The sequence below is a fragment of the Enterococcus sp. DIV0682 genome, assembly GCF_051712685.1.
Lineage (GTDB): Bacteria > Bacillota > Bacilli > Lactobacillales > Enterococcaceae > Enterococcus > Enterococcus faecalis.
This window is the reverse complement of sequence record NZ_JBIOPK010000001.1, coordinates 1,393,613-1,419,353: the sequence shown is the minus strand read 5'-3', so window position 1 is coordinate 1,419,353 and position 25,741 is coordinate 1,393,613. Positions and strand designations below refer to the sequence as shown.

The 25,741-nt window shown below is 37.8% G+C and carries 20 protein-coding genes; 3 read left to right on the top strand and 17 right to left on the bottom strand.

What is annotated here, in order from left to right; all coding sequences use genetic code 11:
* Window positions 1–206: 206 nt before the first annotated feature.
* Together IGK96_RS06795 and IGK96_RS06790 are read right to left on the bottom strand one after the other, a co-directional pair.
* Window positions 207–2,135, bottom strand: a complete 1,929-nt coding sequence (locus tag IGK96_RS06795; RefSeq protein WP_002360285.1) for a sucrose-specific PTS transporter subunit IIBC — start codon at window positions 2,133–2,135, stop codon at window positions 207–209.
* A 16-nt stretch (window positions 2,136–2,151) separates the two neighbouring features.
* A complete protein-coding gene (locus tag IGK96_RS06790; RefSeq protein ID WP_002404311.1) occupies window positions 2,152–3,825 on the bottom strand; it encodes a glycoside hydrolase family 13 protein in 1,674 nt (557 codons plus the stop codon).
* 242 nt (window positions 3,826–4,067) lie between these two features.
* Here IGK96_RS06790 and IGK96_RS06785 point away from each other — a divergent pair, with 242 nt between their 5' ends.
* Together IGK96_RS06785 and IGK96_RS06780 are read left to right on the top strand one after the other, a co-directional pair.
* On the top strand, window positions 4,068–5,528 hold the full coding sequence (locus tag IGK96_RS06785; protein WP_025192037.1) for a sucrose-6-phosphate hydrolase: 1,461 nt from the start codon (window positions 4,068–4,070) through the stop codon (window positions 5,526–5,528).
* A gap of 18 nt (window positions 5,529–5,546) precedes the next feature.
* Window positions 5,547–6,527 carry a LacI family DNA-binding transcriptional regulator gene (locus IGK96_RS06780; RefSeq protein ID WP_033624974.1) on the top strand — a complete coding sequence of 327 codons (981 nt, stop codon included), beginning with the start codon at window positions 5,547–5,549 and terminating at the stop codon, window positions 6,525–6,527.
* A gap of 58 nt (window positions 6,528–6,585) precedes the next feature.
* On the opposite strand, the gene IGK96_RS06775 is transcribed toward IGK96_RS06780, so the two are convergent.
* From IGK96_RS06775 to cls, 4 genes are all read right to left on the bottom strand, one after another.
* Window positions 6,586–6,747: a hypothetical protein gene (locus IGK96_RS06775; protein WP_002361843.1), complete on the bottom strand. Its 162-nt coding sequence runs from the start codon at window positions 6,745–6,747 to the stop codon at window positions 6,586–6,588.
* 108 nt (window positions 6,748–6,855) lie between these two features.
* A complete protein-coding gene (locus tag IGK96_RS06770) occupies window positions 6,856–8,265 on the bottom strand; it encodes a glycoside hydrolase family 1 protein (protein ID WP_016616355.1) in 1,410 nt (469 codons plus the stop codon).
* Window positions 8,265–10,145: a beta-glucoside-specific PTS transporter subunit IIABC gene (locus IGK96_RS06765; RefSeq protein WP_085443335.1), complete on the bottom strand. Its 1,881-nt coding sequence runs from the start codon at window positions 10,143–10,145 to the stop codon at window positions 8,265–8,267. The genes IGK96_RS06770 and IGK96_RS06765 overlap by 1 nt, the downstream gene beginning before the upstream one ends.
* A 282-nt stretch (window positions 10,146–10,427) precedes the next feature.
* Entirely contained in the window at window positions 10,428–11,888 is a 1,461-nt protein-coding gene (cls, locus tag IGK96_RS06760) for a cardiolipin synthase (protein ID WP_010707571.1), read from the bottom strand.
* Between the two features lie 180 nt (window positions 11,889–12,068).
* On the opposite strand from cls, the gene IGK96_RS06755 reads away from it, so the two are divergent.
* On the top strand, window positions 12,069–12,620 hold the full coding sequence (locus tag IGK96_RS06755) for a DUF2179 domain-containing protein (protein WP_002361848.1): 552 nt from the start codon (window positions 12,069–12,071) through the stop codon (window positions 12,618–12,620).
* 58 nt (window positions 12,621–12,678) lie between these two features.
* On the opposite strand, the gene IGK96_RS06750 is transcribed toward IGK96_RS06755, so the two are convergent.
* The 11 genes from IGK96_RS06750 to IGK96_RS06700 all read right to left on the bottom strand — a co-directional run bounded on the left by IGK96_RS06750 (window position 12,679) and on the right by IGK96_RS06700 (window position 25,731).
* On the bottom strand, window positions 12,679–13,563 hold the full coding sequence (locus IGK96_RS06750; protein ID WP_085443334.1) for a DUF1803 domain-containing protein: 885 nt from the start codon (window positions 13,561–13,563) through the stop codon (window positions 12,679–12,681).
* Window positions 13,564–13,634: 71 nt separating this feature from the next.
* A complete protein-coding gene (locus tag IGK96_RS06745) occupies window positions 13,635–14,561 on the bottom strand; it encodes a manganese-dependent inorganic pyrophosphatase (RefSeq protein WP_002360265.1) in 927 nt (308 codons plus the stop codon).
* 94 nt (window positions 14,562–14,655) lie between these two features.
* On the bottom strand, window positions 14,656–15,420 hold the full coding sequence (gene pflA, locus IGK96_RS06740; RefSeq protein WP_002357530.1) for a pyruvate formate-lyase-activating protein: 765 nt from the start codon (window positions 15,418–15,420) through the stop codon (window positions 14,656–14,658).
* A 76-nt stretch (window positions 15,421–15,496) separates the two neighbouring features.
* Entirely contained in the window at window positions 15,497–17,743 is a 2,247-nt protein-coding gene (pflB, locus tag IGK96_RS06735; RefSeq protein ID WP_002357529.1) for a formate C-acetyltransferase, read from the bottom strand.
* Window positions 17,744–18,032: 289 nt separating this feature from the next.
* Complete coding sequence (parC, locus tag IGK96_RS06730) at window positions 18,033–20,495, bottom strand: DNA topoisomerase IV subunit A (RefSeq protein WP_010713383.1); 2,463 nt, start codon at window positions 20,493–20,495, stop codon at window positions 18,033–18,035.
* A gap of 12 nt (window positions 20,496–20,507) precedes the next feature.
* On the bottom strand, window positions 20,508–22,565 hold the full coding sequence (parE, locus tag IGK96_RS06725) for a DNA topoisomerase IV subunit B (protein WP_010707568.1): 2,058 nt from the start codon (window positions 22,563–22,565) through the stop codon (window positions 20,508–20,510).
* Window positions 22,566–22,769: 204 nt separating this feature from the next.
* Window positions 22,770–23,198, bottom strand: a complete 429-nt coding sequence (locus IGK96_RS06720; protein WP_002377361.1) for a CoA-binding protein — start codon at window positions 23,196–23,198, stop codon at window positions 22,770–22,772.
* Window positions 23,199–23,286: 88 nt separating this feature from the next.
* The gene (locus IGK96_RS06715) at window positions 23,287–23,730 is read right to left on the bottom strand and encodes an ethanolamine utilization protein EutQ (protein ID WP_010707567.1); all 444 of its coding nucleotides are present in this window, start codon (window positions 23,728–23,730) and stop codon (window positions 23,287–23,289) included.
* A 12-nt stretch (window positions 23,731–23,742) separates the two neighbouring features.
* Window positions 23,743–24,843: an ethanolamine utilization protein EutH gene (gene eutH / locus IGK96_RS06710; RefSeq protein WP_071646713.1), complete on the bottom strand. Its 1,101-nt coding sequence runs from the start codon at window positions 24,841–24,843 to the stop codon at window positions 23,743–23,745.
* 12 nt (window positions 24,844–24,855) lie between these two features.
* Complete coding sequence (locus IGK96_RS06705; RefSeq protein WP_002357519.1) at window positions 24,856–25,119, bottom strand: EutN/CcmL family microcompartment protein; 264 nt, start codon at window positions 25,117–25,119, stop codon at window positions 24,856–24,858.
* Between the two features lie 12 nt (window positions 25,120–25,131).
* The gene (locus IGK96_RS06700; protein ID WP_010707565.1) at window positions 25,132–25,731 is read right to left on the bottom strand and encodes a TIGR02536 family ethanolamine utilization protein; all 600 of its coding nucleotides are present in this window, start codon (window positions 25,729–25,731) and stop codon (window positions 25,132–25,134) included.
* Window positions 25,732–25,741: the final 10 nt, after the last annotated feature.

The window sequence follows — 25,741 nt, the reverse complement described above, 5'->3', positions numbered from 1 at the left end:
TTGACTGGAACATCAACTTATGGCAACGTTCCCCATGTTTAATTAGTCAATGCGTGTCAAGTATGGTCTTCCATACTTGGCATGTTTCCTTTAAAACTGACTCAATCATACTACAAACGGATAGACAAATACAACCGAAAATCATTGGTTTTTTATTAAGAAAAAGAACAGCAAGAAGTGATAACTACTTCTTGCTGTTCTTTTGTTTAGTTAGGTGTATTTAGATTTAAAATGATTTGTTCCGGCGTAATTTCATTATGATCTGACATCATTGGCTCTACGCTTAAATAACTTGAAGTATTTGTAATGATAACCATGACAGTTGAGTCAAGCCCAGCTTCTTTAATGGCTTTTCGATCGAACGTTCCTAAAAGATCTCCTTTTTTAACACGGTGACCTTGGGTTACTTGTGTCTGAAAGACCTCCTGCCCCAATGTGACAGTATCAATTCCTATATGAATTAATACTTCAGCTCCTGCGTCCGTTTGGATACCATAAGCGTGCCCAGTTTCTGCAACCAAGTTTAATAAACCATCTGCAGGCGCGTAAACCTTGTTCGCTGTTGGCATGATTGCTAAACCTTTGCCCATCATCTCGCTTGAAAATACTGGGTCATTAACAGCAGTAAGATTCATGGCGTAACCAGTTACCGGAGAAAAAAGTTGTTCATCTAAGGTGTTATGTTGCATTTCAAAGACTTCGCGTTCTTCCTCTTCGATTACTTTATCTGAAATTAAAACTTCTTGCGGAATTGCAAATAAACTGGTTAATGCATAACATACACCGACAGATAAAAGTGCGACTAATAAATAGATCACTAATTGATGTGCACTATAGATATACATTAAGAAAGAAGGAATAACGGCTAATCCATAAGAATTTGATTGAATATGAAAAATAGCTAAAATTGCTCCGCCTAAACCTGATGTAAACAAGACACATAGCAGCGGTTTTAAGTTCCAACGAATAAGTAATCCAAATAACACAGGCTCACTAACTCCAAATAATTGAGACAACATAGAACCAATGGCTGTCGACTTCACTTTGCTATCTTGCGCTTTTTTCGCAAAGGCTAAACAACTGCCAACGTTAGCAAACCCATACATGGCACATATTGTAATCAATGCATTAAATCCTGTATTTGCTAATAATGATGTTTCTACCATAGTTAGTGTATGATGAATACCAATCAAAACCATTAAAGGATATGAGGCACCAATCACGAAACCACCTAATCCTAAGGGCAACCCAATCAACCATTGGACAACATCTACCATGCCTAACTCAACGGTATGCAAAATTGGGCCAATTCCGAGAATCATGATTAAAAAAGTAATTAACATAGTCATAAAAGGTGTAAAAATTTGATCGAGAATATTCGGCATCTTTTTTCGGAAAAAAAGTTCAATCTTTGCGCCAATTATACCAGCAGCAATTGCACTTAAAACGGACCCTTGTGCACCGACAACTGGGATAAAACCAAAAGCCATAATAGCTTTCACGCCAGAATCTGGTGTTGCAACTGCATAAGCGTTTGGTAAAATGGGTGATACCATCATTAAACCAATAACAATCCCGATTACAGGCGTCGCATTAAATGCTTTAAAGGTAGACCAAACAATCAAAGCTGGCAAAAAGGCAAAGACGGTATCTGTAATGACAGAGACAATTTGTTGAAAGCTTTCAGGAATATTGGCTACACTTGCTCCGAATAATTGTAAAAAAGTATCGTTAAAAATAACACCTTTTAACCCTAGGAACAATCCTGTTGCTGCAATTACTGGAACAATTGGAATGAATATTTCACTTAAAATGCGCATTGTTTTGCGCATGCCCGTTTCATTATTTTTTAAAATTGCTGTTTGCTCTGCTTTTGACACAACATTAATTCCAAGTTTTTCTATTTCATCATACACTTTAGTCACAATACCAGTTCCTAAAATCACTTGGTATTGACCACCATTATAAAAAACACCCTTGACTAAATCGATTTTTTCTAGTTGTTTACCATCTACTTGTTCGTGGTCCTTCAAAATAAAACGTAACCGCGTTTGACAATGGGTGACCGATATAATGTTATCCATACCGATTAATTGAATAATGTCTTTGGCTGCCTGCTGATAATTTTCTGCCATGTTATACTCCTCCTAGCTACTCATTTATAGTAATCAATAGTCCTTGATAGCTTTTTAATAATGTTCCCTGCTGAACTAATTGCTCTCGTTCTTCAGACTGTGTATCAAAAATAACTGTGCCATTAACTAAATAATGAGGGATTGGAACCGCCTCACCAAAATTAAAAAAGGCGTAAATCGTTTTTTCATTTAATTTGCGTTTATAAGCAATAACATTATCTGGAAGATTTGATAGTCCCTCAAATGTTCCATAAAGTAAGATGTCTGTATAGGGACTCTTTTGACGAAATGCAATCATCCGCTTATAGAAATGAAAAATACTTTGACTATTTTTTATTTCTGCTTCGGCATTGATTTCTTTATAATTATCCACCATTCCTAACCAAGGCTTGACGCTTGAAAAACCGCCATACATAGAATCATTCCATGGAAAAGGCGTGCGGGCATTGTCTCGACTACGCAAATTGACAAGTGACAAGGCTTCTTTGGGCGTAAATCCTTCTTTTATTGCTCGATAGTATTGATCAATGCTAGAAATATCATCGAATTCATCAATCGAACCCCTTTCAAAATTGGTCATTCCTAATTCTTGTCCTTGGTAAATAAAAGGCGTGCCCCTTAAAAAGAAATACATGGCGCCGAATGTTTTAACCGCATTTGGCTGTTGAGCCTGTTCTTTTAAATATTTCGTTGTCGCTCGAGGTTGATCATGATTTTCAATAAAATTTGCACTCCAACCAGCCTCTTGCATGGCTTCTTGCTGTTTGAAAATTAATGTGCGTAAATCATTCCAAGACCAATCGATTCTATAAAACCATTCGCTTCCTGATTTCACATCCAAATCAGCCCATTTGAAGTCAAAAATCATGTCGAAATACCCTGTTTCTCCAATAAATTCTGATAAATTTGGATAATTGACGCCGGCCGCTTCGGCAACTGTGACAATATCAAAGCCAGCAAAAGCTTTTTCTTTTAATTCGTTCAGAAAGTCACTCATTCCTGGCATGTTTCTACTCGCTTTTGTTACTTTGGCTAATTGATCTGCCCCATCAGCAGGTAAGTTTGTCCAAGTCAAATCTTTCTTAATAAAATTAATCGCATCTACACGAAAACCAGCAATTCCTTTGTTTAACCAAAAACGAATCATTTGATAGATTTCTTTGCGTAGTTCAGGATTTTCCCAATTTAAATCCGGCTGTTTTTTATGAAAGGCATGAAAGTAGTAGGCATCTTCCCCAGGTAATTTTTCCCAAACACTACCACCGAAGTTAGACCGCCAATTTGTAGGTGCTTCTCGTCCTTCTTTTATAATATAAAAGTCTCGAAAACGACTTTGAGGATTTTTTAAAACATCTTGAAACCAAGCATGTTCATCAGATGTATGGTTTACCACTAAATCTAAAATAACTTTTATGTTTCGTTTTTTTGCTTCTTCAATGAGTTCATCGAAGTCTGCCATTGTACCAAAATCGCTAGAAATACCATAATAGTCTGAAATATCATATCCATTGTCAGCCATTGGCGATGGGTACATTGGACTCAGCCAAATCAGCGTAATTCCTAAATTTTCTAAGTAATCCAGTTTTTGAATAATGCCTTGTAAATCACCAATTCCGTCATTATTACTATCCGAAAAGCTACGTGGATAAATTTGATAGGCCACTTCTTTTTGCCACCAATTTCTGTTCATTCTGGTTCTCCTCACTCTTAAACTAGTCCTGTTAATTTTTTCTGTAACCGTTTTTACATTTTGTATGATACTCGTTTTTGCGTAATATGTCAAACGTTTATCATAAATAAATGTAAATTATAATATTCTTTTGATTTAAATAGATTTATACATGTTATACGTTTGACTTTTTTCTGATTTGTTTATACTATTAGACTAACTACTATTTTCTAATAAAGGAGACATTACTTATGTCAAGCATCATGAACCAATGGACTGATGAATTACGTTATGCGCCTTATTCTTCTTGGACATCTGCTCACCTCGAAAATCTAACTTCTATTATCGCGCAATCTAGTTGGCGTTTTAAGTATCATATTCAACCACAGACAGGACTACTAAATGATCCCAACGGTTTTTCGTATTTCAATAACCAGTGGCATTTATTTTATCAAGCGTTTCCTTTCGGGAGTGTTCACGGACTAAAAAGTTGGGCCCACTTAACTTCCTCCGACTTAATTCACTGGGATTATGAAGGAATTGCCCTTTATCCCGACTCTGAATATGATTCTCATGGCGTCTATTCAGGCTCAGCTTTACCAATAGATAACCAACTATGTTTATTTTATACAGGGAATGTTCGTGATCAAACTTGGCAACGATTTGCATATCAAAATATTGCATGGCTGAATTCTTTAGGTGCGATCACAAAGGAAGCAACACCATTCCTACCAATTGACCCCAATTATTCTTCCCATTTTCGTGATCCGATGGTATTTCCTTATCAAGAAGGACTTGTTTTATTAATTGGTGCTAGTGATTTAAATGGACAAGGAAAAATTGTGGTCTATTTTTCTAAAGATCGAAACGTACACAATTTTCATCAACTTGGCGAATTGACGTTCACCGACCAAGAATTAGGCTACATGGTTGAATGCCCCAATTTGGTATTTATTGATGGCCAGCCTGTCTTATTATTTTGCCCACAAGGTCTATCTCCATCTGTAAAAAGTTATCAGAATATCTATCCGAATATGTACACATTGGCCGAAACGTTTGATTTGGAGAATCTTTCTTTAGTTCAGGCTGGACCTTTTGAAAATTTAGATGAAGGGTTTGATGTCTACGCCACTCAAGCCTTTAATGCGCCAGATGGTCGTGCACTTGCGGTCAGTTGGATTGGGTTGCCAGAAATCACTTACCCAAGTGATGTGGAGGGTTGGGCAAATGGCTTAAGTCTGGTTAAAGAACTCACAATTCACAACGGGAAACTATTTCAATATCCAGTTTCTGAAACAGAAATGCTTCGTCAATCCGCCACTACTTTATCAAATGGCTGCCATTTTTTATCTACTGCTTCTTTTGAATTAGAAGTGGATATTCCCAAAAATGAGATTGCTTTTATTCGGCTTTTAGCGAACGAAACGGGTTCAAAAGGACTTTTAATTACAATTGATACGATTCATGGTAAAATAACCCTTGATCGAACATTTGCTGGCCAACCTTTTGCTGAAAAGTATGGCACAATTCGTGAAACTAAAATTAGGAAAAATAAGTCAGTTCAGTTAACTATTTTTGTTGATTGCTCTGTTGCAGAAATCTATGTAAATAAAGGTGAAAAAACGATGACTGGTCGCTTCTTTCCAGATAAAGCGCAACAGTATCTTCATCTATCCAAGACGGCAAAAGCTTGTTTTTATGAGCTGGAAAATACGAATAATTAGGAATGATGGTGAATTTTGATGGTGGTTAAATTAACGGATGTAGCAAAGCTTGCTGGGGTGAGCCCGACAACGGTAAGCCGCGTGATTAATAATTATGGTTATCTTAGTCAAAAAACAATTGATAAAGTTCATCAAGCGATGGAAGAATTAAATTATCAACCTAATGGATTAGCCAGAAGCCTCCAAGGAAAAAGTACGCAGCTGATTGGTTTAGTCTTCCCTTCTGTTAGTCATCCATTTTTTGGTGAACTAATTGAAACACTGGAAAGAAAGCTTTTTGTTCAAGGATATAAAGTGATTTTATGTGATAGTGAAAAAGATCCAGAAAAAGAGCGCGCCTATTTACGAATGCTCGCTGCAAATAAAGTGGACGGTGTAATCACTGGTAGCCATAACTTAGCTATTAACGAATATGAAAATGTTTCACTACCTATTGTTTCCTTTGACCGTTTCTTGGCACCTGGCATTCCAATTGTCTCTTCGCAAAACTTTCAAGGCGGCCAAAAAGCCACTGAAGCCTTATTTGCAAGTGGTGCACAAAAGATTGCAATTATTACTGGTGCTAATAACACAGGCGCACCTAGCGATTATCGATTGGCTGGTTATAAACAAACGATGGAAAAATATGGCGCAGAAAAAACGATTCTACAAATTGATAATGGAACCTCAACAACATTAAAAAATCTAGAAATCGAACGTTTGCTTCAAAATAAAACTGTAGACGGCATCTTTTGTACCGATGATTTGACAGCAATTACAGTTATGAATATTGCTCAAAAATTGAAGATAGCCATTCCTGAAGAATTAAAAGTAATTGGTTATGATGGGACAAAATTAATCAAAAGAATTGCCCCACAACTATCAACCATTGTGCAGCCAATCGACGAGATGTGTGACGTTATGATTGACTTACTGATTCGTAGAATGAAGGATCCTGATGTTGCGCTCGAGGAAAATTATCCTATTCCGATTCAGCTATCATTGTCTGAATCCTGTTAAAAAAGACACCTGAAAAGGTGTCTTTTTTTATTCTTAATTCCTCATTTGCCCATTTCCCTTAATTCCAAAGCACAGAGATTAAATAATACAACAACATGATCCCTACAAATACACCGAGCATTAGTAAAACATACCACCAATTTTTGGCGCTATAGGTTTCATTTTTATCTTTTTCGGTTCGTTTCCCGGCAGCCCATTTCCATAAATCGTAATTATTCATCTCTCTCACCACCTTTAATGGGTTTGTTAACTTAAGTCTAACACGGAATGAGAGAACTTGAAAACAAAAGGATCACCCACTTATGCAATGGATGATCCTTTTGGGGCACTATTCTTCTGGTAACCCATTATTTTTAATCACTGATTGGTACCAATAAAAACTATCTTTTTTAATACGTCGTAAATCTTTTAACTCATGGTCTTCACGATTAACGTAAATAAAACCGTAGCGTTTTTTGAATCCTTGATGGGAACTTAAAATATCCATGACCGACCAAGGGCAATAACCAAACAACTCAACACCGTCAGAAATAGCCGCATGACAAGCAGCAATATGATCATGCAAATACGCAATTCGATAATCATCATGAATTTTTCCGTCCTCTGTTAGGTGATCTGGTGTGCCTAAGCCGTTTTCTGTAATGATTAACGGTAAACGGTATTGACGATAATAATCATTTAAAACTAAACGTAGACCAGTTGGATCAATTTGGGCACCATACTTAGAGGTTTTTAAATGTTGATTTTTTTCGATTTTAAAATAACCGTATAGATCAAAATCAATGTCCTTTTCTTTCGTACCCAATGGGTGTTGCTCATCTGTCGGTAAATAGCTAGCGACTAACGTCCGATAATAATTAAGAGCGATAAAATCTGGTTTAGCGGCTTTCAAAATTGCTTGATCTTCTGGCTGTGTTTCGGGATAAATGCCGCATTTGGTCAAATACTCTTGATAGTAACCTGGGTATTCGCCAAAACAATACATTTCTAGAGCGTAATTCGTTTTAAAGTTATCATTCATACGAGCCGCCCAAACATCTTCAGGCTTATTAGAACTAGGATAAGTCATCGTTGAGGAAACAGAGGGACCGACTTTTCCCCCAGCGACCAATTGGTGACAATCATTCGTCGCTAACGCATGGGCAACAAACATATGGTAATCCATTTGTGCACGAATTTTTTCAGCATTTTCTGGTGCAACATCGTACATATTCATTCGTTCATCAACACGAATCATTAAGTTTTGTTCGTTTGTAACTTGCCAATTTTTGACTCGATCACCAAACGCTTGATAACAAACTTGCGCATAGCGTTGAAATGCGGAAACGCAGCGACGATCCGCCCAACCATTGTATTTTTCCACCAATGCAAAAGGTAAATCAAAATGATAAAGTGTGACAAACGGCAAAATATCGTTTTCTAAAAGTGTATCAATGACGGCATTATAAAAATCGATGCCGGCTTGATTGATTTCGCCATCACCTGTTGGAATGATTCGTGCCCATGAAAGAGAAAAACGATAGGTTTTTAAGCCTAATTCTTTCATTAACGCAATGTCCTCTTTGAAATGATGGTAAAAATCGCTGGCGACTTTCGTATCTGCTTGTACAGCTGACTTTTTAAAAGAATTGTAATCAGCAACTGTTAGGCCTTTGCCGTCCTCATTCCAAGCGCCCTCAATTTGAAAAGCGGATGAAGAAGCGCCCCATAAAAAATCGTTCTTAAATTGTTTAACCATTAGTTTTGCTCCTTTACTTGCATGAAAAATAAATTTGTTTGTGGTGTAATCTCTGTTTGTTTGGTTGTCTCAATTACAGCCATTTCCGCAGTATTTGTTACGATGACTAAGACGGTTGGATCATAACCAGCAGCTTGGATGATTTGTTTATCAAAAGAAAGCAGCTTTTGTCCTAGCCTGACTCTTTCTCCTACTTTTACGAACGTTTCAAATCCCCGCCCTTTTAATTCGACTGTATTGATTCCAATGTGAAGGAGGATTTCAGCACCATTGTCTAACTTTAAGCCAATTGCATGATGAGTTGGATATAAAGCCGTCACTTGCCCATTTCCTGGTGAAACAATTTGTTCCTCTGTCGGATAAATAGCTAGCGTTTTTCCCATTTGTTGAGAAGCAAAGACTTCATCGTTGATTTGGTCTAAAGATACGAGTTGTCCTTGAACAGGTGCTTGAATCCGTTGCTTTTCTTTGACTGCCTCTGTCTCTGTCTTTAAGCTGGGTTCTTGACGTGACTCGTCAAGCGGTAAATCATTAAAGCCTAGAAAAATCGTTAATAGAAATGCACCAAAAAAAGCAATGCCACAACCTAATAAATAACAAATAAAGGCTTTGGTTCCTGCTTCTGCGTAAACTGGGATGGTCAAGAGTCCTTGGTTAGCGAAGGCTGTCCCGTAGGAACCGCCCCAGCCCATTAAGGCCCCGCCTGCTGCTCCGCTAGCCACCGCATAAATCATCGGTTTTTTTAGCCGCAAGTTTGCACCATAAATGGCTGGTTCTGTGATACCAAATAATGCAGTCACTGTTGCAGAGGCAGCAACAGCTTTCAAGTCTTTATTTTTTGTGCGGACAAACACGCCAAATGCGGCGCCCGCTTGAGAAAAGTTCGCTGCACCAGCAAACGCTAGCAAATTTTGCCGCCCTGTTCGAGCGACATCATTAATCCCAATTGGTACAAGTCCGCGGTGAGCCCCAAAAATGACTAAGACACACCAAATTCCACCGATAAAACCGCCTAACAAGATGGGACTCAAATTCATTATATAATAATACAACCAATTTACGCCGTCACCTAAATAAATCCCTATCGGTCCAAATAATAATAAAGTGGCTGGAATCATTAAAAGTAATGATAGCGTAGGAACCATAATAATTTTTAGAACTTCTGTAATCACTTTTTCCAAAAAGCGTTGCACATAAGCTAACATAAAAATTGCAAGAATAATAGGAATTACCGTGGAAACATAATTGGCTTTGGTCACATGTAATCCAAACAAGGTAACCGCTGATTCTTCAGTCATTAATGAAACGATGGTCGGATAACATAAGGTGGCACCAATTACCATAGCGATATATTCGTTTGTTTTGAAAACCTTAGCAGCTGAATAACCTAAAATAACTGGCATAAAATAAAAAAGTGCATCGGAAGCGGCGCTTAAAATAATATACGTATTCAAAGGTTTTAAATCGACCTGGTAAAAATTGTTTGCGACCATCACAGCAATGGCTAGAATTCCTTTTAACATGCCTGAAGCGGCAATTGCTGGTACGACAGGTGTGAAAATCGCGGCAACAGTATTTAAAATTCGATTACCTAATGAATTTTTTTCTTTTGTGGATGTTTTGGTCGTAAGTTGCTGAGCCAACAAAGGTTCTAGAGCATTATAGACATGCGCAACTTTATTGCCTAAAACCACTTGATACTGCCCGCCACTTTCAACAACAGAAATGACACCTTCTGTTTGTAGTAAGGCTTCTTTGTTCGCTTGTTTCGTATCTTTCAATACGAAACGCAATCGTGTATAACAATGTGTGACATCCACGATATTGTCTTTGCCACCTACGTCTTTCAAAATTTCTTTTGCTATTGCTTGGTAGTCCATGGTGACCACTCCTTATCTATAAAATAACAGCTCAATAAAAAAGACCAAATCACACATGCACGTTTCAGCAAACACACTCAATATTTGCTCGTCGTGAATGTCCCTTTGATCTGATCTACGTAATAACTATGTTTCTCACGATAGAATAGCTGATTGAATTTATTTTTAATTTACCATTATTTAGAGGGATTATCAATGAATTAAGTAGACCAACTCAGTGTTTTGTTGCTAAAATCAGCAGTGAAAATAGTAGTTTACTACATTCACTGCTGATTTATTTGATTACAAGACTGGTGACAACAAGCGTGAAAAGTTTTGCTTGAAGCGTAGCCAGTACCCTTGTTTTTTAATTATCTCGTCGGTTAGTAAGACACTTTTTTCTATATCTTCTTCAAAGATTTGCGCTAATATCCACGCAATGTCGGGATTGTAAATAAACGTACTCACCTCAAAATTCAATGAATAACTGCGAATATCTTGGTTTGTTGTGCCAACCATAGCTAATTCATCATCAATCACCATTGTTTTTGCATGAATAAACCCACTATCATAAATATAAATTTTAATGCCGCGTTTGTGTAAGTAATTCGCGTAATATTGTGTTGCGCGGTAAATAAAGGGATGGTCAGGCATACAAGGAATCATAATTCGCACGTCGACACCTGAACGAACCGCCACTAACAACGCATTAATCATACTATCGTCAGGGATTAAATACGGTGTTTGAATCCAGACACTCTTTTCTGCAGAAAAAATCATCCGAACAAACCCGCTTTTCAAAATTTCTTCTTCTGAATCAGGACCATCTGAAACAACTTGTAAGGACAAATGCTCCACTTCATGATCTTCTGGTAATTTAAAATATTTTTCATGATACGTCATACGTTCTTCAGGATATTTGACTGAAGCATTCCAATCCATGATAAATATCTCTTGCAATGAAAATACGGCCGTCCCGACCAAACGAATATGGGTATCTCGCCAGTAACCAAATTTTTCGGTGACATTCAAATATTGATCCCCAACATTGAACCCGCCGGTCCAGCCAATTTTCCCATCGATGACAACAATTTTCCGATGCAAGTGATAATTTAGACGTGTTTTACGGATCATATCGCGAGAAGTAATAAAGGGAGCTACTTTTCCTCCAGCGTCAACGTAACGAGCAAAAAACTTTTTATTTGCGCCGGGTGAACCCCAAGGATCGTAAATTAAGTAAACTTCCACGCCTTCATGCAACTTTTCGATTAATACATCTAAAAATTGATTGCCAATCGTGTCATTAAAAAACGCATAATATTCCACATGAACGGTTTCTTTCGCTGCACGAATATCTTCAAATAATGCTTGGAATTTTTCTTGGCCATCTGTGAATAATTGTAAACTATTTCTTTTGGCCAACGGTGATGCGTCCATATTCCGGAAATAACGATTTAAAACTTTCGCATCATAAAGTAAATCATAACGTTTATCGCGCCCTGCTTTTTTGTTATCGATGTCCACTTTTTCTTTAATTCGTTGAACCATTTGTTTTTCATCATCAGACAATTTAAAAACTTCTTGTCCATCGATACCCCGCCCACAGAATAAGTAAATAATAAATCCGATACCAGGCAAGAAAATCAACGTCATCATCCATGCCAAAACGCTGGAAATACTACGAGGTTTTCTAAAAACAGTAATTAAGGCAGCAATAACGTTAATTACTAATAAAAATAACAAAATCCAAACAAAAATTTTCATCGCTTACCTCCTTCTTACTTCATACTAAGATTATATCAAATAACAGTTAAATTAGGCGAATAATATGAGCGAGTATTCAAAAAAGAATTCATTTCTATAAGTGTTTCGCCTTTGATTCTCAGTTTTTCTGTACTATAATGAGGGCTAGATGTAAAGATTTTGAAAAGAGGTACTTATTTTATGGTCGTTGATTTGAAAATGTTAGCTATGATTTTTATCATTAATTTTGCGTATATTACCTTAAATACTATTCGTTTTATGTTAACGATGAAAGGTTATCGGGTTATTGCACCGCTGGTTAGTATGGCTGAAATAACAATTTATGTCTTAGGGCTAAGTATGGTTCTGAATCGGTTAGACAATCCTTTAAATTTACTTGTTTATGCGCTTGGTTACGCTGTTGGCATTAGTGTAGGAATTAAAATCGAAGACTATTTGGCCTTGGGTTATATTATGGTATCGGTTATCCTCCCTTCTACTACTGAACAATTTCATTTACCAGAAACACTTCGTGAACACGGCTATGGTGTTACGCAAAGTGTCGCCTACGGACGCGAAGGAGAACGAATGGTTTTAGAAATCCTTTCCCCAAGAAAAAACGAACGTACATTGTACAAATTAATCAATCAATTAGAGCCGAGAGCATTTATCATTTCCTATGAGCCTAAGTTCATTTCTGGTGGTTTTTGGACGAAAAAAGTTCGCAAAAGAAATGACGCCATTTCTCACTAAGAAGCGGCGTCATTTCTTGTTATTGATTTTTAGTTTACATAATAATATTATCGTAACTTTAATTTATTCTAAGATAACTTAGAGAGTTCGTACCTAGTTGCTCAATCAATTGTTGCATAAAAACTAAGCGTTCGATGGCCGATCGGTTAGCAATTTTTTCATAATAAAATGCTAGAATATCCGACTGTGCTTCTAAAGGCTCGGCTTGTTCCGTTGCTACTGGTAAAAGGAGTTTTAAGTGGTCCTGGTCAATCGCAATCACTTGGGTCAGGTGCAAACTTTCTTGAAAAATATTAGGCACAGTACTGACTTTTCGGCCTCGCAGAGCTTGTTTAATGACTCTTCTCGCTTGCGAAAGATAGTATTCAGGATTTACGTCCCCTAGCAAGTCATATAAAGCGCTGAAGGCTTCTGGCAAGGATTGCTCTTTGCCCAAGTAATCAAAATAACGAGGCATTGTTGGAACCTCTGTCTTTTCTTTTTCAAGCGTAATTATAGATAGTTGTGCCGAGGCCAATCTTTGTTTTTGATAAAATGAGGGGCCACCGCTCACGCCAAAAAAATAGTCTTCCTCTTCTGGAAACACTTGTGGCCAAAAAGATTCAGCTAGCCAAAATAATTGCTCTGTTACAGTTCCTTTAAACTTAGGAAGTTCGTCTTCAGCCAAGGTCAAACTCGCAACTTCAGCTGCCGTATAAATAGGAAAATTCAAACGATATTGACGATTTTCCCGAATGATTAACTGACAATCAATCATTTCTGATAAAAATTGTTCTAACTTGCCTTCTGTTGCAAAGGCCGCTTTTAATTGTCTTAAAATGATTCTTTCTTCCCGATGTTCATACATAAAAGTAACAAGAGGGAAAAAAAGTGATTGGTTGAGCAAATGATTGTATTGTTTCGTTTGTTGCGGAGAATGATAGTAAATTGCTAAATCATTCATGTTAACGCCCCTTTACTATTGAAGCGCCTAAGCAACAAGGAATTTATCGCGTTGCTTAGGCGCTTACGGTTTTAGTTAAAGACTTCTGTTAATTGTGGTACTACTTGTTTTTTACGAGAAACAACGCCTGGTAAGAACGCACGATTGTTAACTAATGTTACATTGAATGCTGCTTCAATTTTGGCTTGTTCCGCACCAATCGCTAATAATTCAGAATCACTGTCTAGGATATTCGTAATAATTAAGACAAACAAGTCATAATTATTGGCTGCATTTTCTGCGGCCATAGCTGCTTCTAATTCAGCTTGACGATCTAAAACTTCTGCTAAGTCGACGGTATTTACTTGGGCAACGCGAACTGTTTTGCCGTTCATTGGGAAGCTCTTAGCATCTAAATCTAAAAGAACTTCAGCTGATTTATCGCTTAAATTTGTTCCTGCTTTTAATAAGTCAAGACCATAGCCTTCTAAATTGATTTCAGCAATATCAGCTAGGGCGTGCGCTGCATCGATGTCTTCTTGTGTGCAAGTTGGTGATTTAAATAATAATGTATCAGAAATAATCGCTGAGACCATCATACCAGCAATTTGAGCTGGAATTGTCACGTTATTTTCTTTAAACATTTTATAGATGATTGTACTGGTACACCCTACTGGTTCTGCACGATAATACAATGGATCTGCTGTTTCGAAGTTGGCAATCCGGTGATGATCCACTACTGCTAAAATGTTTACTTCAGCGATATCTGAAATGCTTTGTTGGAATTCGTTATGATCCACTAACATGACTTGGTTTGTTTCGCTAGCTGCTTCAGTGACAACACGTGGTGCTTCAATATTGAAGTAATCTAAGGCATATTGAGTTTCTTCACTTGGTGTTCCTAAAGCGACAGCTTCTGTCTCTTTTCCTAATTCTTTTTGTAAGTAAGCAAAACTAATTGCTGCTCCGATAGCATCTGTATCAGGATTTTGGTGTCCAAAAACTAAAATTTTTGACATAATACACACTCCTTGGTTTTGATTCACTCTTAATGATAACAAAAAATAGAAAAGAAACAACAAAAAATTGTCTTCTTTTCTATTTTTTCGTTTGTTAACGTGCTAGATAACCTTGATAGTCCTCGACATGTAGTAGTTTTTTCGCATTTTCAACACGATCATTTTTAGGAGGCTCAATTCCTTCTAATGGATAAGGAATACCTAGTTCTTCCCATTTGTACTTGCCCATCGTATGGTAAGGAAGCACTTCAACTTTATCTACATTGTTTAATGTTTTTATGAAGGCATCCAGACGGATTAAATATTCGTCGTAATCACTACGTTGAGGCACCAATACGTGGCGAATCCAAACAGGTTTGTCAATTTCAGATAAATAGGTAGCCATCTCTAAAATATTATCATTTGATTGCGTTGTTAACAGTTTATGCTGCTCGTTATCAATATGTTTGATGTCAAATAAGAGTAAATCTGTATACTTCATCAATTCATCAAATTGACTAATGAAGGGTTCTTCCCGAGTAAAAGGTTTGCCACACGTATCTAAGGTGGTATGAATGCCTTGTGCTTTGGCTTTTTTAAATAAATCGATTAAAAAGTCCATTTGCAATAGCGGCTCACCACCACTGACAGTGATACCACCCTTTTCGCCCCAATAAGAGCGAAAACGTAATGCTTCCTCTAATACTTCGTCAGTCGTCACCACACGACCACCGGAACCAATTTTCCAAGTATCTGGATTATGACAGAATTGACATCTCATGCGACACCCTTGTGTAAATACGATAAAACGGACACCTGGGCCATCAACGGTACCAAAATTTTCTGTTGAATGAATTCTACCTGTAACTGGTGTTGTCATAATGATCCCTCTTCTTTCAAACGAAAAGGATGACACGTTGAATGTCACCCTTTCAGTTAAATAATGTAAATGTTTTTTATAGTCTGTCGTGTGAAGTTCTTGAAATAACGTCTGCTTGTTGTTCAGGAGTTAAGTCACGGAATTTCACGGCATATCCAGATACACGGATAGTTAAGTTTGGATATTTTTCTGGATGTGCTTGTGCATCTAATAATAATTCGTTTGTAAATACGTTTACGTTTAAGTGGTAACCACCTTTATCGAAGTAGCCATCTAATACGTTACGTAAGTTGTTAATTCTTGTATCGTCGTCTTTACCTAAACCATTAGGGTTGATGGTTTGTGTATTAGAAATACCATCTAAAGCGATTGTATATTCTAAACGAGCTGTTGAGTTTAATGAAGCTAACAAGCCATTTTTCTCACCTAAGAATTTACCGTCTTGATAACTTGGGTTCGCACCTGGTGCAAGAGGTTTGCCGGCACGACGTCCGTCAGGCGTGTTCCCTGTTGCTTTACCATAAACAACGTTTGAAGTGATTGTTAATAATGAAGTCGTTGGTTTAGAGTTACGGTATGTGTGTTGACGTTTAATTTGTGTCATAAAGTAATCTAAAATCCAGTTAGCCATTGCATCGGCTTCTTCGTTATCGTTTCCGTATGTTGGGAATTCTTTTGTTGGTACATAATCAATTGCCATACCATCTTCGTCACGGATTACTTCTACTTCACCGTGTTTAATTGCCATGATACTATCAGTCGCATGAGAGATTCCGGCAATACCAGTTGCGAATGTCCGTTGTAAATCAGTATCCATTAAAGCTAATTGTGGTGCTTCATATGCATATTTATCATGCATGTAATGAATAATGTTTAATGTGTTAACGTACAATTCAGCTAACCAGTCTAAGATGTCTTTATAGCGTTCCATGAATTCGTGGTAATCTAATTTGTCACCAGTCATTGGACGATATTTTGGTGCTACTTGCATTTTAGTTTTTTCATCGACCCCGCCGTTAATTGCATAAAGAACAGCTTTCGCTAAGTTCGCACGAGCGCCGAAGAATTGCATATCTTTACCCATAACTGTTGCAGAAACACAACATGCGATTGCGCAGTCGTCAGAGCCCCAGTTTTCACGTAATAAGTCATCGTTTTCAAATTGGATAGATGAGCTTTCCTTCGCGATTTTAGCTGCATATGTTCTGAAGCCTTCTGGTAAGTGAGAAGAATACAATACAGTTAAGTTCGGTTCTGGAGATGGTCCCATGTTTGTTAAGGTGTGTAAGATACGGAAGTCATTTTTAGTAACTAATGAACGACCGTCAATACCCATACCAGCAATAGATAATGTTGCCCAAATTGGATAACCAGAGAATAATTGGTTGTATTCTGGTGTCCGTGCAAATTTAACCATACGTAATTTCATGATTAAATGGTCAATCATTTCTTGTGCTTCAAATTCAGTGATTAAACCTGCTTCTAAGTCACGTTGGATATAGATATCTAAGAATGCTGAGATACGACCAATTGACATTGCCGCACCATTTTGAGATTTAATGGCACCTAGGTAACCAAAGTATAACCATTGGATTGCTTCTTGCGCATTTGCAGCAGGACGAGAAATATCGAAACCATAAGAAGCAGCCATTTGTTTTAAGTCATTTAACGCACGGTATTGTTCAGAAATTTCTTCACGTAAGCGAATAACATCGTCTGTCATTTCTTTGTTACCAGTGTTATCATGATCTTTTTTCTTTTGTTCCATTAAGTAGTCGATACCGTATAATGCGATACGACGATAGTCACCGATAATACGGCCACGGCCATAAGCATCTGGAAGACCAGTAATGATTTTGTTTTTACGTGCTAAACGCATTTCAGCTGTGTAGGCATCAAAAACACCTTGGTTATGTGTTTTTCTGTATTCTGTGAAGATTTTTGTCATTTCTTCGTCAGTTTCATAACCATTTGAAACTAAGGCATTGTTCGCCATTTTAATACCACCGAATGGCATAAATGCTTGTTTTAATGGTACATCTGTTTGTAAACCGACAATTTTTTCTTCTTCTTTGATTAAGTAACCAGGTTCATGTGACGTAATAGTTGCTGGGATATCGCTATCCATGTCATAAACGCCATTTTTTTCATGTTGGATTTCAAATAACTCTTGTAGTTTTGTCCATAATTTGTCAGTGCTCGGAGCGATTGGTTCTAAGAAACTGTCGTCGCCTTTGTACTCTGTGTAGTTGTTTTGAATAAAATCACGAGTGTCAACGCTTGTTCTCCATTTGTCGCCTTTAAAGCCTTCCCATTGTTTCATGAAGTGTTTGCCTCCTTAGTTAACTGCTACTTGATTGTATGTAACAGCTTTATGTGATTAGTATAACACATAACCTTTTAGATGCAAGCGTTTTTTTATTATTTATTGCACTTTCTTAATAAATAAATGGGGAGCAAAGATTATAAACGCTGATATATAAACATTTATACTTGTGAAAATAAGAACGATTTATAGTTGTTATCACTTGTGAAAAATGTACTTCTGTATTAAAAACAGCAGCCATCTGTATTAATACAGATGGCTGCTGTCGAGATATTTATAACACAGTTTAGTTTGTTTGTTCTTCTTCAATCACTGCAGAATGCATCTCGTGGACTTCCATTACTTGGCCATCTTTTAGTTCATCGATGACAAAGGAACCGTTGGATGTTCGTTCACTGATTGGATAGTTTTTCGACTGAATAACTTCTTGTGTGCCTTTTTGCGTAGTAACTAATAAATCTAAATCGGTACTTTCAGACATAAAGACAACACGATGTGGATTTTTCTTCAATTCCCGCAAGACCATTAGTCCACGTTTTGCTCGTCCTAATTGTGTTAATTCTTGGGCTAACATACGTTTAACACCGCCACGTTGGGTAACGATGACAATCGGTGTATCCCCTTCAGAATGAACCAGTAAACCATTAACGACATAATCGTCTTCTTTGAGGTTCATTGATTTAACTCCAGCCGCTTTACTACCCACGACTGGTACTTCATATAATGGATAACGTAAGCCAAAACCGCGATTGCTAACGAGGAAAACATCCAATAAGTCTTGATCATTTGTTAAATAAACATTGGTAATTTCATCTTGGTCTGATTTTAATTTCATACAAGATGTCGGGCGGCTCTTATAAGTGCGCCAAGGCTCAAAATCAGCCATTTTGGTTTGTTTAATCATGCCAGCTTTTGTAATGAAAACAAAGGTTTTTGTCGGACTTAACTCTTTATAAGGATATACAGCAATAATCGATTCATCGATAGCAAGATTTAAAATGGTTTGAGAAATATGTTCGCCAATTTCTTTCCAGCGTAAATCTGGCAACTCATGGACGGGGCGATAGATCATATTTCCTTTATTTGTTACTAGTAAAAGATGATCTAATGTATTGACTTCGCCAGCATATAGTAAAAAGTCGCCTTCTTTCATGCCGATTTCTTCTGGTTTTGATGCTGTATAAGAACGAATACTACTCCGCTTGATATAGCCTTCGTGCGTCACGGTTACGACCACGTCTTCCTGCGCAACTAACACGGCTGTTTCAATCTTGATTTCTTGGATTTCCTCTTCAATTTGAGTTAAGCGTGGATTACCATATTGCTTTTTAACTTCGCGAAGTTCTTTTTTCATGACTGAGAATAGTTCTTTTTCATTGTTTAAAATGTTCAATAACTCAGCAATTTGTTGTTCTAAAGTTTTCGCTTCTTCTTGTAAATCAGTAATATCCGTATTGGTTAAACGATATAGCTGTAAAGTAACGATTGCTTCAGCTTGTTCTTCAGTAAACGCATAGTCGGATACTAAGTTCTTCTTCGCATCTTTTTTATCTTTACTGCCACGGATTGTTGCAATCACTTTATCTAAGATAGACAATGCTTTAATTAAACCAGCAACAATGTGCTCACGTTTGCGAGCTTTGTCCAACTCAAATTGACAACGGTTAATGATAACTGATTTGCGGTGCGTAATGTAACTTTCTAAAATCCGTTTTAGGCCCACTTGTTGCGGGGTCATGTTGTCGATGGCTACCATGTTAAAGTTGTAATTGATTTGCAATTCAGTGTTTTTAAATAGATAATTTAAAATACCTTCTGCATTGACATCTTTTTTTAGTTCAACAACAATTTGCAAGCCAGTTCTGTCACTTTCGTCACGAACTTCGGCAATGCCGTCTACTTTTTTATTTAAACGGATTTCATCCATCTTCTTCACTAGCGTTGCTTTGTTGACTTCATAAGGAATTTCAGAAATGACAATTTGTTGTTTGCCGCCTTTTAAGGGCTCAATCTTTGTCTTCGCACGTAAAATTACTTTACCACGGCCGGTTTCGTAGGCTTTTTTAATTTCTGCTTTTCCTTGTAGGATCCCACCTGTTGGGAAATCTGGTCCTGGAATGTATTCCATTAATTTCTCTAAACTTGCATTAGGATGATCAATTAAATACACGGTTCCATCAATAATTTCCGCTAAATTATGCGTAGGAATTTCTGTTGCATAGCCTGCTGAAATCCCCGTTGAGCCATTTACCAATAAATTAGGATATTTGGCTGGTAAAACAGTGGGTTCTTTTTCTGTATCGTCAAAATTCCAGACGAAATCGACGGTATTTTTGTCGATATCTTTTAACAACTCACCACTTAACTGTGATAAACGAGCTTCTGTATAACGCATCGCCGCTGGTGGGTCGCCATCCATACTTCCGTTGTTTCCATGCATTTCAATTAGTACTTCCCGTAATTTCCAGTCTTGACTTAGACGGACCATCGCTTCATAAATACTACTGTCGCCATGGGGATGATAATTCCCCATAATGTTTCCGACAGATTTTGCTGATTTACGAAAGCCTTTATCAAAGGTATTGCCGTCTTTATTCATTGAAAAGAGAATGCGGCGTTGTACTGGTTTTAGCCCATCTCGAATATCTGGTAGGGCCCGTTCTTGAATGATGTATTTGGAATATCTTCCAAAACGATCGCCCATTACTTCTTCAAGGGTTAATTCTTGAACTTCTTGGCGTTTTTCCAAAATTGTCACTCCCTACTCTATGTCAAACAAACTGATTTCAGTGTCATCGGTTTGTTCTGCTTCTTTTGTTTTTTTCGCATCTAAAAGACTTTCTCCTGTTGGTGCAGAAGTGTCTTCTTCTGAACGATCTAAAATACTGCCATCTTCTTCCAACGTAAATTGAACATGTTGTTCAATCCATTTTCGACGAGGTTCGACTTTGTCGCCCATTAATGTGGTCACACGGCGTTCTGCTTGAGCTGCATCATCAATCCGAACACGAATTAAGGTTCTAGTTTCAGGATCCATCGTTGTTTCCCAAAGTTGTTCTGCATTCATTTCCCCCAGACCTTTATAGCGTTGGAGCATATAGCCTTTACCAACTTTATCAATCACTTCTGCCAATTCACCATCGGTCCAAGCATACTCAATGACTGATTTTTTTCCAGTTCCTTTAGAGACTTTATAAAGTGGTGGTAAGGCAATGTAGACTTTGCCGGCTTCAATTAATGGTTTCATATAACGATAGAAGAACGTTAATAGCAACACTTGAATATGGGCACCATCGGTATCCGCATCGGTCATGATGATGATTTTATCATAATTACAATCTTCAATTGAAAATTCAGGACCAACGCCTGCGCCAATCGTATAGATCATAGTATTGATTTCTTCATTTTTCAAGATGTCTTGCATTTTCGCTTTTTCCGTATTAATGACTTTTCCTCGTAGCGGTAAAATGGCTTGAAACTTCCGGTCGCGTCCTTGTTTTGCTGAGCCACCGGCCGAGTCTCCTTCGACAAGATATAGTTCATTTTTCTTAGGATTTCTAGATTGAGCCGGTGTTAATTTTCCAGAAAGTAACGATTCACCTTTTTTCCGTTTTTTACCGTTCCGGCTTTCTTCACGAGCTTTGCGAGCCGCTTCGCGGGCTTCACGGGCTTTAATCGCTTTCCGAATTAATGATTGACTCATTTCACTGTTTTCTTGTAAATAGAAGCCCATTTGTTCGCCTACGACGTTATCGACAACGGTTCTTGCTAAAGGTGTGCCTAATTTCCCTTTGGTTTGACCCTCGAACTGTAGTAAGTTTTCTGGTACTCGAATTGAAAGGACAGCTGCTAAGCCTTCACGGAAGTCGCTACCTTCTAAATTTTTATCTTTTTCTTTTAATAGTCCCACTTTCCGTGCATATTCATTGTACGCCTTTGTCATTGACGTTTTCATACCGACTTCGTGGGTACCGCCATCTTTTGTGCGGACATTGTTAACGAAAGATAAAACATTTTCAGAATAGCCATCGTTGTATTGGTAAGCTAATTCAACTTCAATACCTTCTTTGGCTCCTGAAAAATAAACAACGGGTGTTAATGTATCTTTTTCTTCATTTAGATAGGCAACAAATTCTTTAATGCCTTCTTCGTAGTGGAAGACTTCTTCTTTGGGTTCTTCCCCACGTTCATCCGTTAAAGTAATTTTGACGCCTTTTAATAAGAAAGCTGATTCTCTCAAACGTTCTGCTAAAATTTCGTAAGAAAAATTTGTCGTAGAGAAAATGGTGTCGTCAGGTAAAAAAGTAACGGAGGTGCCGTTGCGTTTTTTTGTTTTGCCGATTTTTTTTAAGGTACCAACTGGTTTACCGCCGTCCTCAAATCGTTCCATGTATTCTACGCCATCACGAACAATATGAACTTCTAACCACTTAGATAAGGCATTAACAACACTGGCACCCACCCCATGGAGTCCGCCTGAAGTTTTATAGCCACCTTGGCCAAACTTACCACCCGCATGTAAGACAGTAAAAATTACTTCTACTGTTGGGATACCAGAAGCATGCATCCCTGTTGGCATTCCGCGGCCAGAGTCTGCAACACAAATACTATTATCTTTTTGGATAGTTACGTTGATTTCATTCCCGTAGCCAGATAACGCTTCATCGACTGCGTTATCGACAATTTCATAGACTAAGTGATGGAGTCCACGGCTATCGGTTGAACCGATATACATACCAGGTCTTTTCCTCACTGCTTCCAATCCTTCTAGGACTTGGATAGAGGCATCATTGTACTCATTGTTAATTTTTTTAGCCAAAGAAAAAACTCCTTATACTTAGATTCTCGTTTAGTTAATAAGCGTACATTAACTATTTCTTAAAGAATTAGAAGAAGAGTGAGCGGGTTTCTTGCGTTTTCCGTTCGCTCCTTCTAAAACCATCATTACAATAATACTCTATCTGGGTCAAAAAAAAAAGAGCTTTCCGTTCAGGACGCTCTTTCTTTATAAAATTACACGTGTTTATTCAGCATCTGCCATTTTTGCCAATTCAATTTTAATACAACGGTCCATAATAACTTGACGACCTTCATTTAATAACAAGTTCGCTGCCTCTTCGTTTTCCAAACCTAGTTGGGCCCAAAAGACAGGCGCTTCTGTTTTCAATGTTTCTGCGGCCACTTCTGGCAAAAATTCACTCCGCCGAAAGACGTCAACAATATCAATCTTTTCAGGAATCTCTGTTAATGCCCCATAAACCGTTTCGCCAAGCACCGTTTCACCTTTTAAAACTGGATTGACAGGTAATACACGATAGCCATGTTGCTGTAAAATTTCCGCAATTTTGTAACTCGTGCGGTCGGGCTTGTTACTCAAACCAACCACCGCAATATTTTTTGCTTGTTTTAAAATATCAAAAATTTGATTTTGACTTGGATTTTCAAATGTCATTCACTCAACCCCTTTTTTTCGTTCTTATCTATTATAACGCTGAGTAAAGGGTTTTGGCAAAATTATTCTCTGACTGCCGGTAAAATAATTATTGGCTTTGCCAATCTGCTGGATAAGTCACGTAGACAAAGCGGGCATCACCCGTCACTGAAAATTGAATTTTGCTACTTTTCGGGATTAAAATAATTTCACCGGCTGTTGCAGAAATTTTACGTCCGTCAATCAGTATATCCAGTTGTCCTGAAATAATATAATCAATTTCATCGTATTCTAGTGTCCAGTCGAAGGTGGTATCTTTCATCACCATTAAACCGCAACCAAGGCGCGGGCTTTCTTCTAAAGAAAACAGATCTTTTGTGTAAACAATGTCCGCTGGGTTGCCTGTATCTAAGCGATCGTCTTCTGTTACGTCGATTTCGGGTAATTTGATGGACATAATTCCACTTGGATCCAGTTGTTTAGTCGGCATTAATTTTTCTGTGACAATTTGTCGAACAAGCGTTTCAATCATTTCACGATTTAATTCTGTCATATTTACACCTCATTATTTCACTTCTGTTTCGGGTTTCCCTAGCATTCGATTTGCCATAAAGATAGCCACAAAAATGGCGGTAATCCCTCCAACTAATTTTCCAACAATCATTGGAAAAATCATTTCTTTTGCTACGCCTGCAGTAAAACCAAGGTGGTCACCTAAAACGAAAGAAGCCGAAACAGCAAAAGCGATATTAATAATTTTTCCTCGATTATCCATGTCTTTTAACATTTGGAACATGGGAATATTGTTAGCTAATGTAGCAACCATTCCTGCAGCCGCTACTTCATTCATTCCTAAAACTTTTCCTAGTTTCATCAATGGTTTATTAAAGACTTTCGTAATCACAGCGACTAAACAGAAAGCGCCAGCTAAAGTTAAAGCAATCCCGCCAACGACTTCAATTCCTTCAGTAACTGGTGCAATACCAGGAATCACTGTAATTCCTAATAATAGTTGAATCGCCCCCACAACTAAACCAAAGATAGCGACAATCACTACGCCTTGACCAAAAATTTGGAAGCCTTTAATCATGCCTTTTGGCGCTAACCATAAACCTAAAATAATTAAAGCGGCAACAATAATAATTGGAATTAAGTTAGGAATAATCAATGACAATGGCATGCCAGCTGTTAAACCGCCTACTAATAAACCAAAAGGAATTGTAATAATCCCGCTCAAAACACCTGTTGCTAAGAATTGTTGGTCATCTTTTTGGATAATGCCAAGCGCTACTGGAATTGTAAAGACTAACGTTGGCCCCATCATTGCACCTAAGATTGCCCCCGCAAATAAACCAGCTTGTGGATCATTGGCTAATTGTTGCGCTAACGCAAAGCCGCCCATATCATTAGCCAATAAGGTTGTGGCAAACATTGCTGGATCAGCCCCTAGTAATTCATAGACAGGAACGACAATCGGGCTTAAAAGATTGGCTAAGACAGGCGCTAAAGTGATAATCCCTACCATAGAAAGCGCTAGAGAACCCATAGCCATAATCCCTTCCTCAAATTGCTCCCCTAAACCTAGTTTGTTGCCAATACATTTATCGATTCCTCCAATAATCATGAAAAGAACCATAATATACATAATAATTTCATTAATGCTCATGTCTCGTCCTCCCTATTCTTCCTCTGTAGAATCAATGACACCAACAATCATTGCATCAATTGGGACATTCGGATCTTCTGCCGAAATACGGGCAGCATTGCCTTGACTAATTAACACTTTGTCCCCGACACCAGCTCCAGCGTTGTCAGCAGCAATTAGAAATCCTTGCTTTTCGTCCTCTTGATTCAAAATATCAACCATCATAAATTTCCAGCCATTTAATTTTTCATCTTTTCTTGTTGACCAAAGGCTACCAGTCACTTTTCCTAAAAGCATCGTTTTTCCTCCTTACGTCAGCAATTGATGTTTCCGAGCATAATCTGTCGCTAACGGGGTTAAATAGGCATTTTTACTTAAAGAAACACCTGCTTCTGTCATTCTTATCAATTGTTTTTCAGTAATGTAGGTTCGTTTGGTCTCAGCCAAAGAACGAAGTTGTTTTTGACAGGCCGCCTGAAACACAGCGTAATTTTCTGAATCATGATAAAAAATCAGCCCAAACTGTTGGCACATGTCCACGTTTTCCTGAATCGTTTGTTTCAAACGATACTTCAATCGGGAATTTTTAGTCACTGAAGGTATTGGGGTTAAAACCAATACCGGCTTACCTTCAAATAAGAATGCTAAGATGTTTTTGACTAATTCATCCGTTTCCTGTAAATGCGCAATCGCGTTTACTTGGGAAATCGTTAGCCTCTTTACAACCAAACCTCGTGCTAGCTTCTGCTCCTTGGTTACCCAATTTACATCAGGAAAACGAACAAACATTTCTTCAGGAAATGCTTCTTTTGCTTCTGCTAAAGCCACTGAATAAGACGACGACAGCAATTGTTGGCAAATTCGATCAGTAATCTGTTGAATCAAATTTTCCATTTCAGAAACGTTCATTGTCCTTCCT

Bases quoted from the DNA above. Each gene is read 5' to 3' on its own strand.
- IGK96_RS06795 (WP_002360285.1), bottom strand. From the start codon at position 2,135: ATGGCAGAAAATTATCAGCAGGCAGCCAAAGACATTATTCAATTAATC.
- IGK96_RS06790 (WP_002404311.1), bottom strand. From the start codon at position 3,825: ATGAACAGAAATTGGTGGCAAAAAGAAGTGGCCTATCAAATTTATCCA.
- IGK96_RS06785 (WP_025192037.1), top strand. From the start codon at position 4,068: ATGAACCAATGGACTGATGAATTACGTTATGCGCCTTATTCTTCTTGG.
- IGK96_RS06780 (WP_033624974.1), top strand. From the start codon at position 5,547: ATGGTGGTTAAATTAACGGATGTAGCAAAGCTTGCTGGGGTGAGCCCG.
- IGK96_RS06775 (WP_002361843.1), bottom strand. From the start codon at position 6,747: ATGAATAATTACGATTTATGGAAATGGGCTGCCGGGAAACGAACCGAA.
- IGK96_RS06770 (WP_016616355.1), bottom strand. From the start codon at position 8,265: ATGGTTAAACAATTTAAGAACGATTTTTTATGGGGCGCTTCTTCATCC.
- IGK96_RS06765 (WP_085443335.1), bottom strand. From the start codon at position 10,145: ATGGACTACCAAGCAATAGCAAAAGAAATTTTGAAAGACGTAGGTGGC.
- cls (WP_010707571.1), bottom strand. From the start codon at position 11,888: ATGAAAATTTTTGTTTGGATTTTGTTATTTTTATTAGTAATTAACGTT.
- IGK96_RS06755 (WP_002361848.1), top strand. From the start codon at position 12,069: ATGGTCGTTGATTTGAAAATGTTAGCTATGATTTTTATCATTAATTTT.
- IGK96_RS06750 (WP_085443334.1), bottom strand. From the start codon at position 13,563: ATGAATGATTTAGCAATTTACTATCATTCTCCGCAACAAACGAAACAA.
- IGK96_RS06745 (WP_002360265.1), bottom strand. From the start codon at position 14,561: ATGTCAAAAATTTTAGTTTTTGGACACCAAAATCCTGATACAGATGCT.
- pflA (WP_002357530.1), bottom strand. From the start codon at position 15,420: ATGACAACACCAGTTACAGGTAGAATTCATTCAACAGAAAATTTTGGT.
- pflB (WP_002357529.1), bottom strand. From the start codon at position 17,743: ATGAAACAATGGGAAGGCTTTAAAGGCGACAAATGGAGAACAAGCGTT.
- IGK96_RS06720 (WP_002377361.1), bottom strand. From the start codon at position 23,198: ATGACATTTGAAAATCCAAGTCAAAATCAAATTTTTGATATTTTAAAA.
- IGK96_RS06715 (WP_010707567.1), bottom strand. From the start codon at position 23,730: ATGACAGAATTAAATCGTGAAATGATTGAAACGCTTGTTCGACAAATT.
- eutH (WP_071646713.1), bottom strand. From the start codon at position 24,843: ATGAGCATTAATGAAATTATTATGTATATTATGGTTCTTTTCATGATT.
- IGK96_RS06705 (WP_002357519.1), bottom strand. From the start codon at position 25,119: ATGCTTTTAGGAAAAGTGACTGGTAGCCTTTGGTCAACAAGAAAAGAT.
- IGK96_RS06700 (WP_010707565.1), bottom strand. From the start codon at position 25,731: ATGAACGTTTCTGAAATGGAAAATTTGATTCAACAGATTACTGATCGA.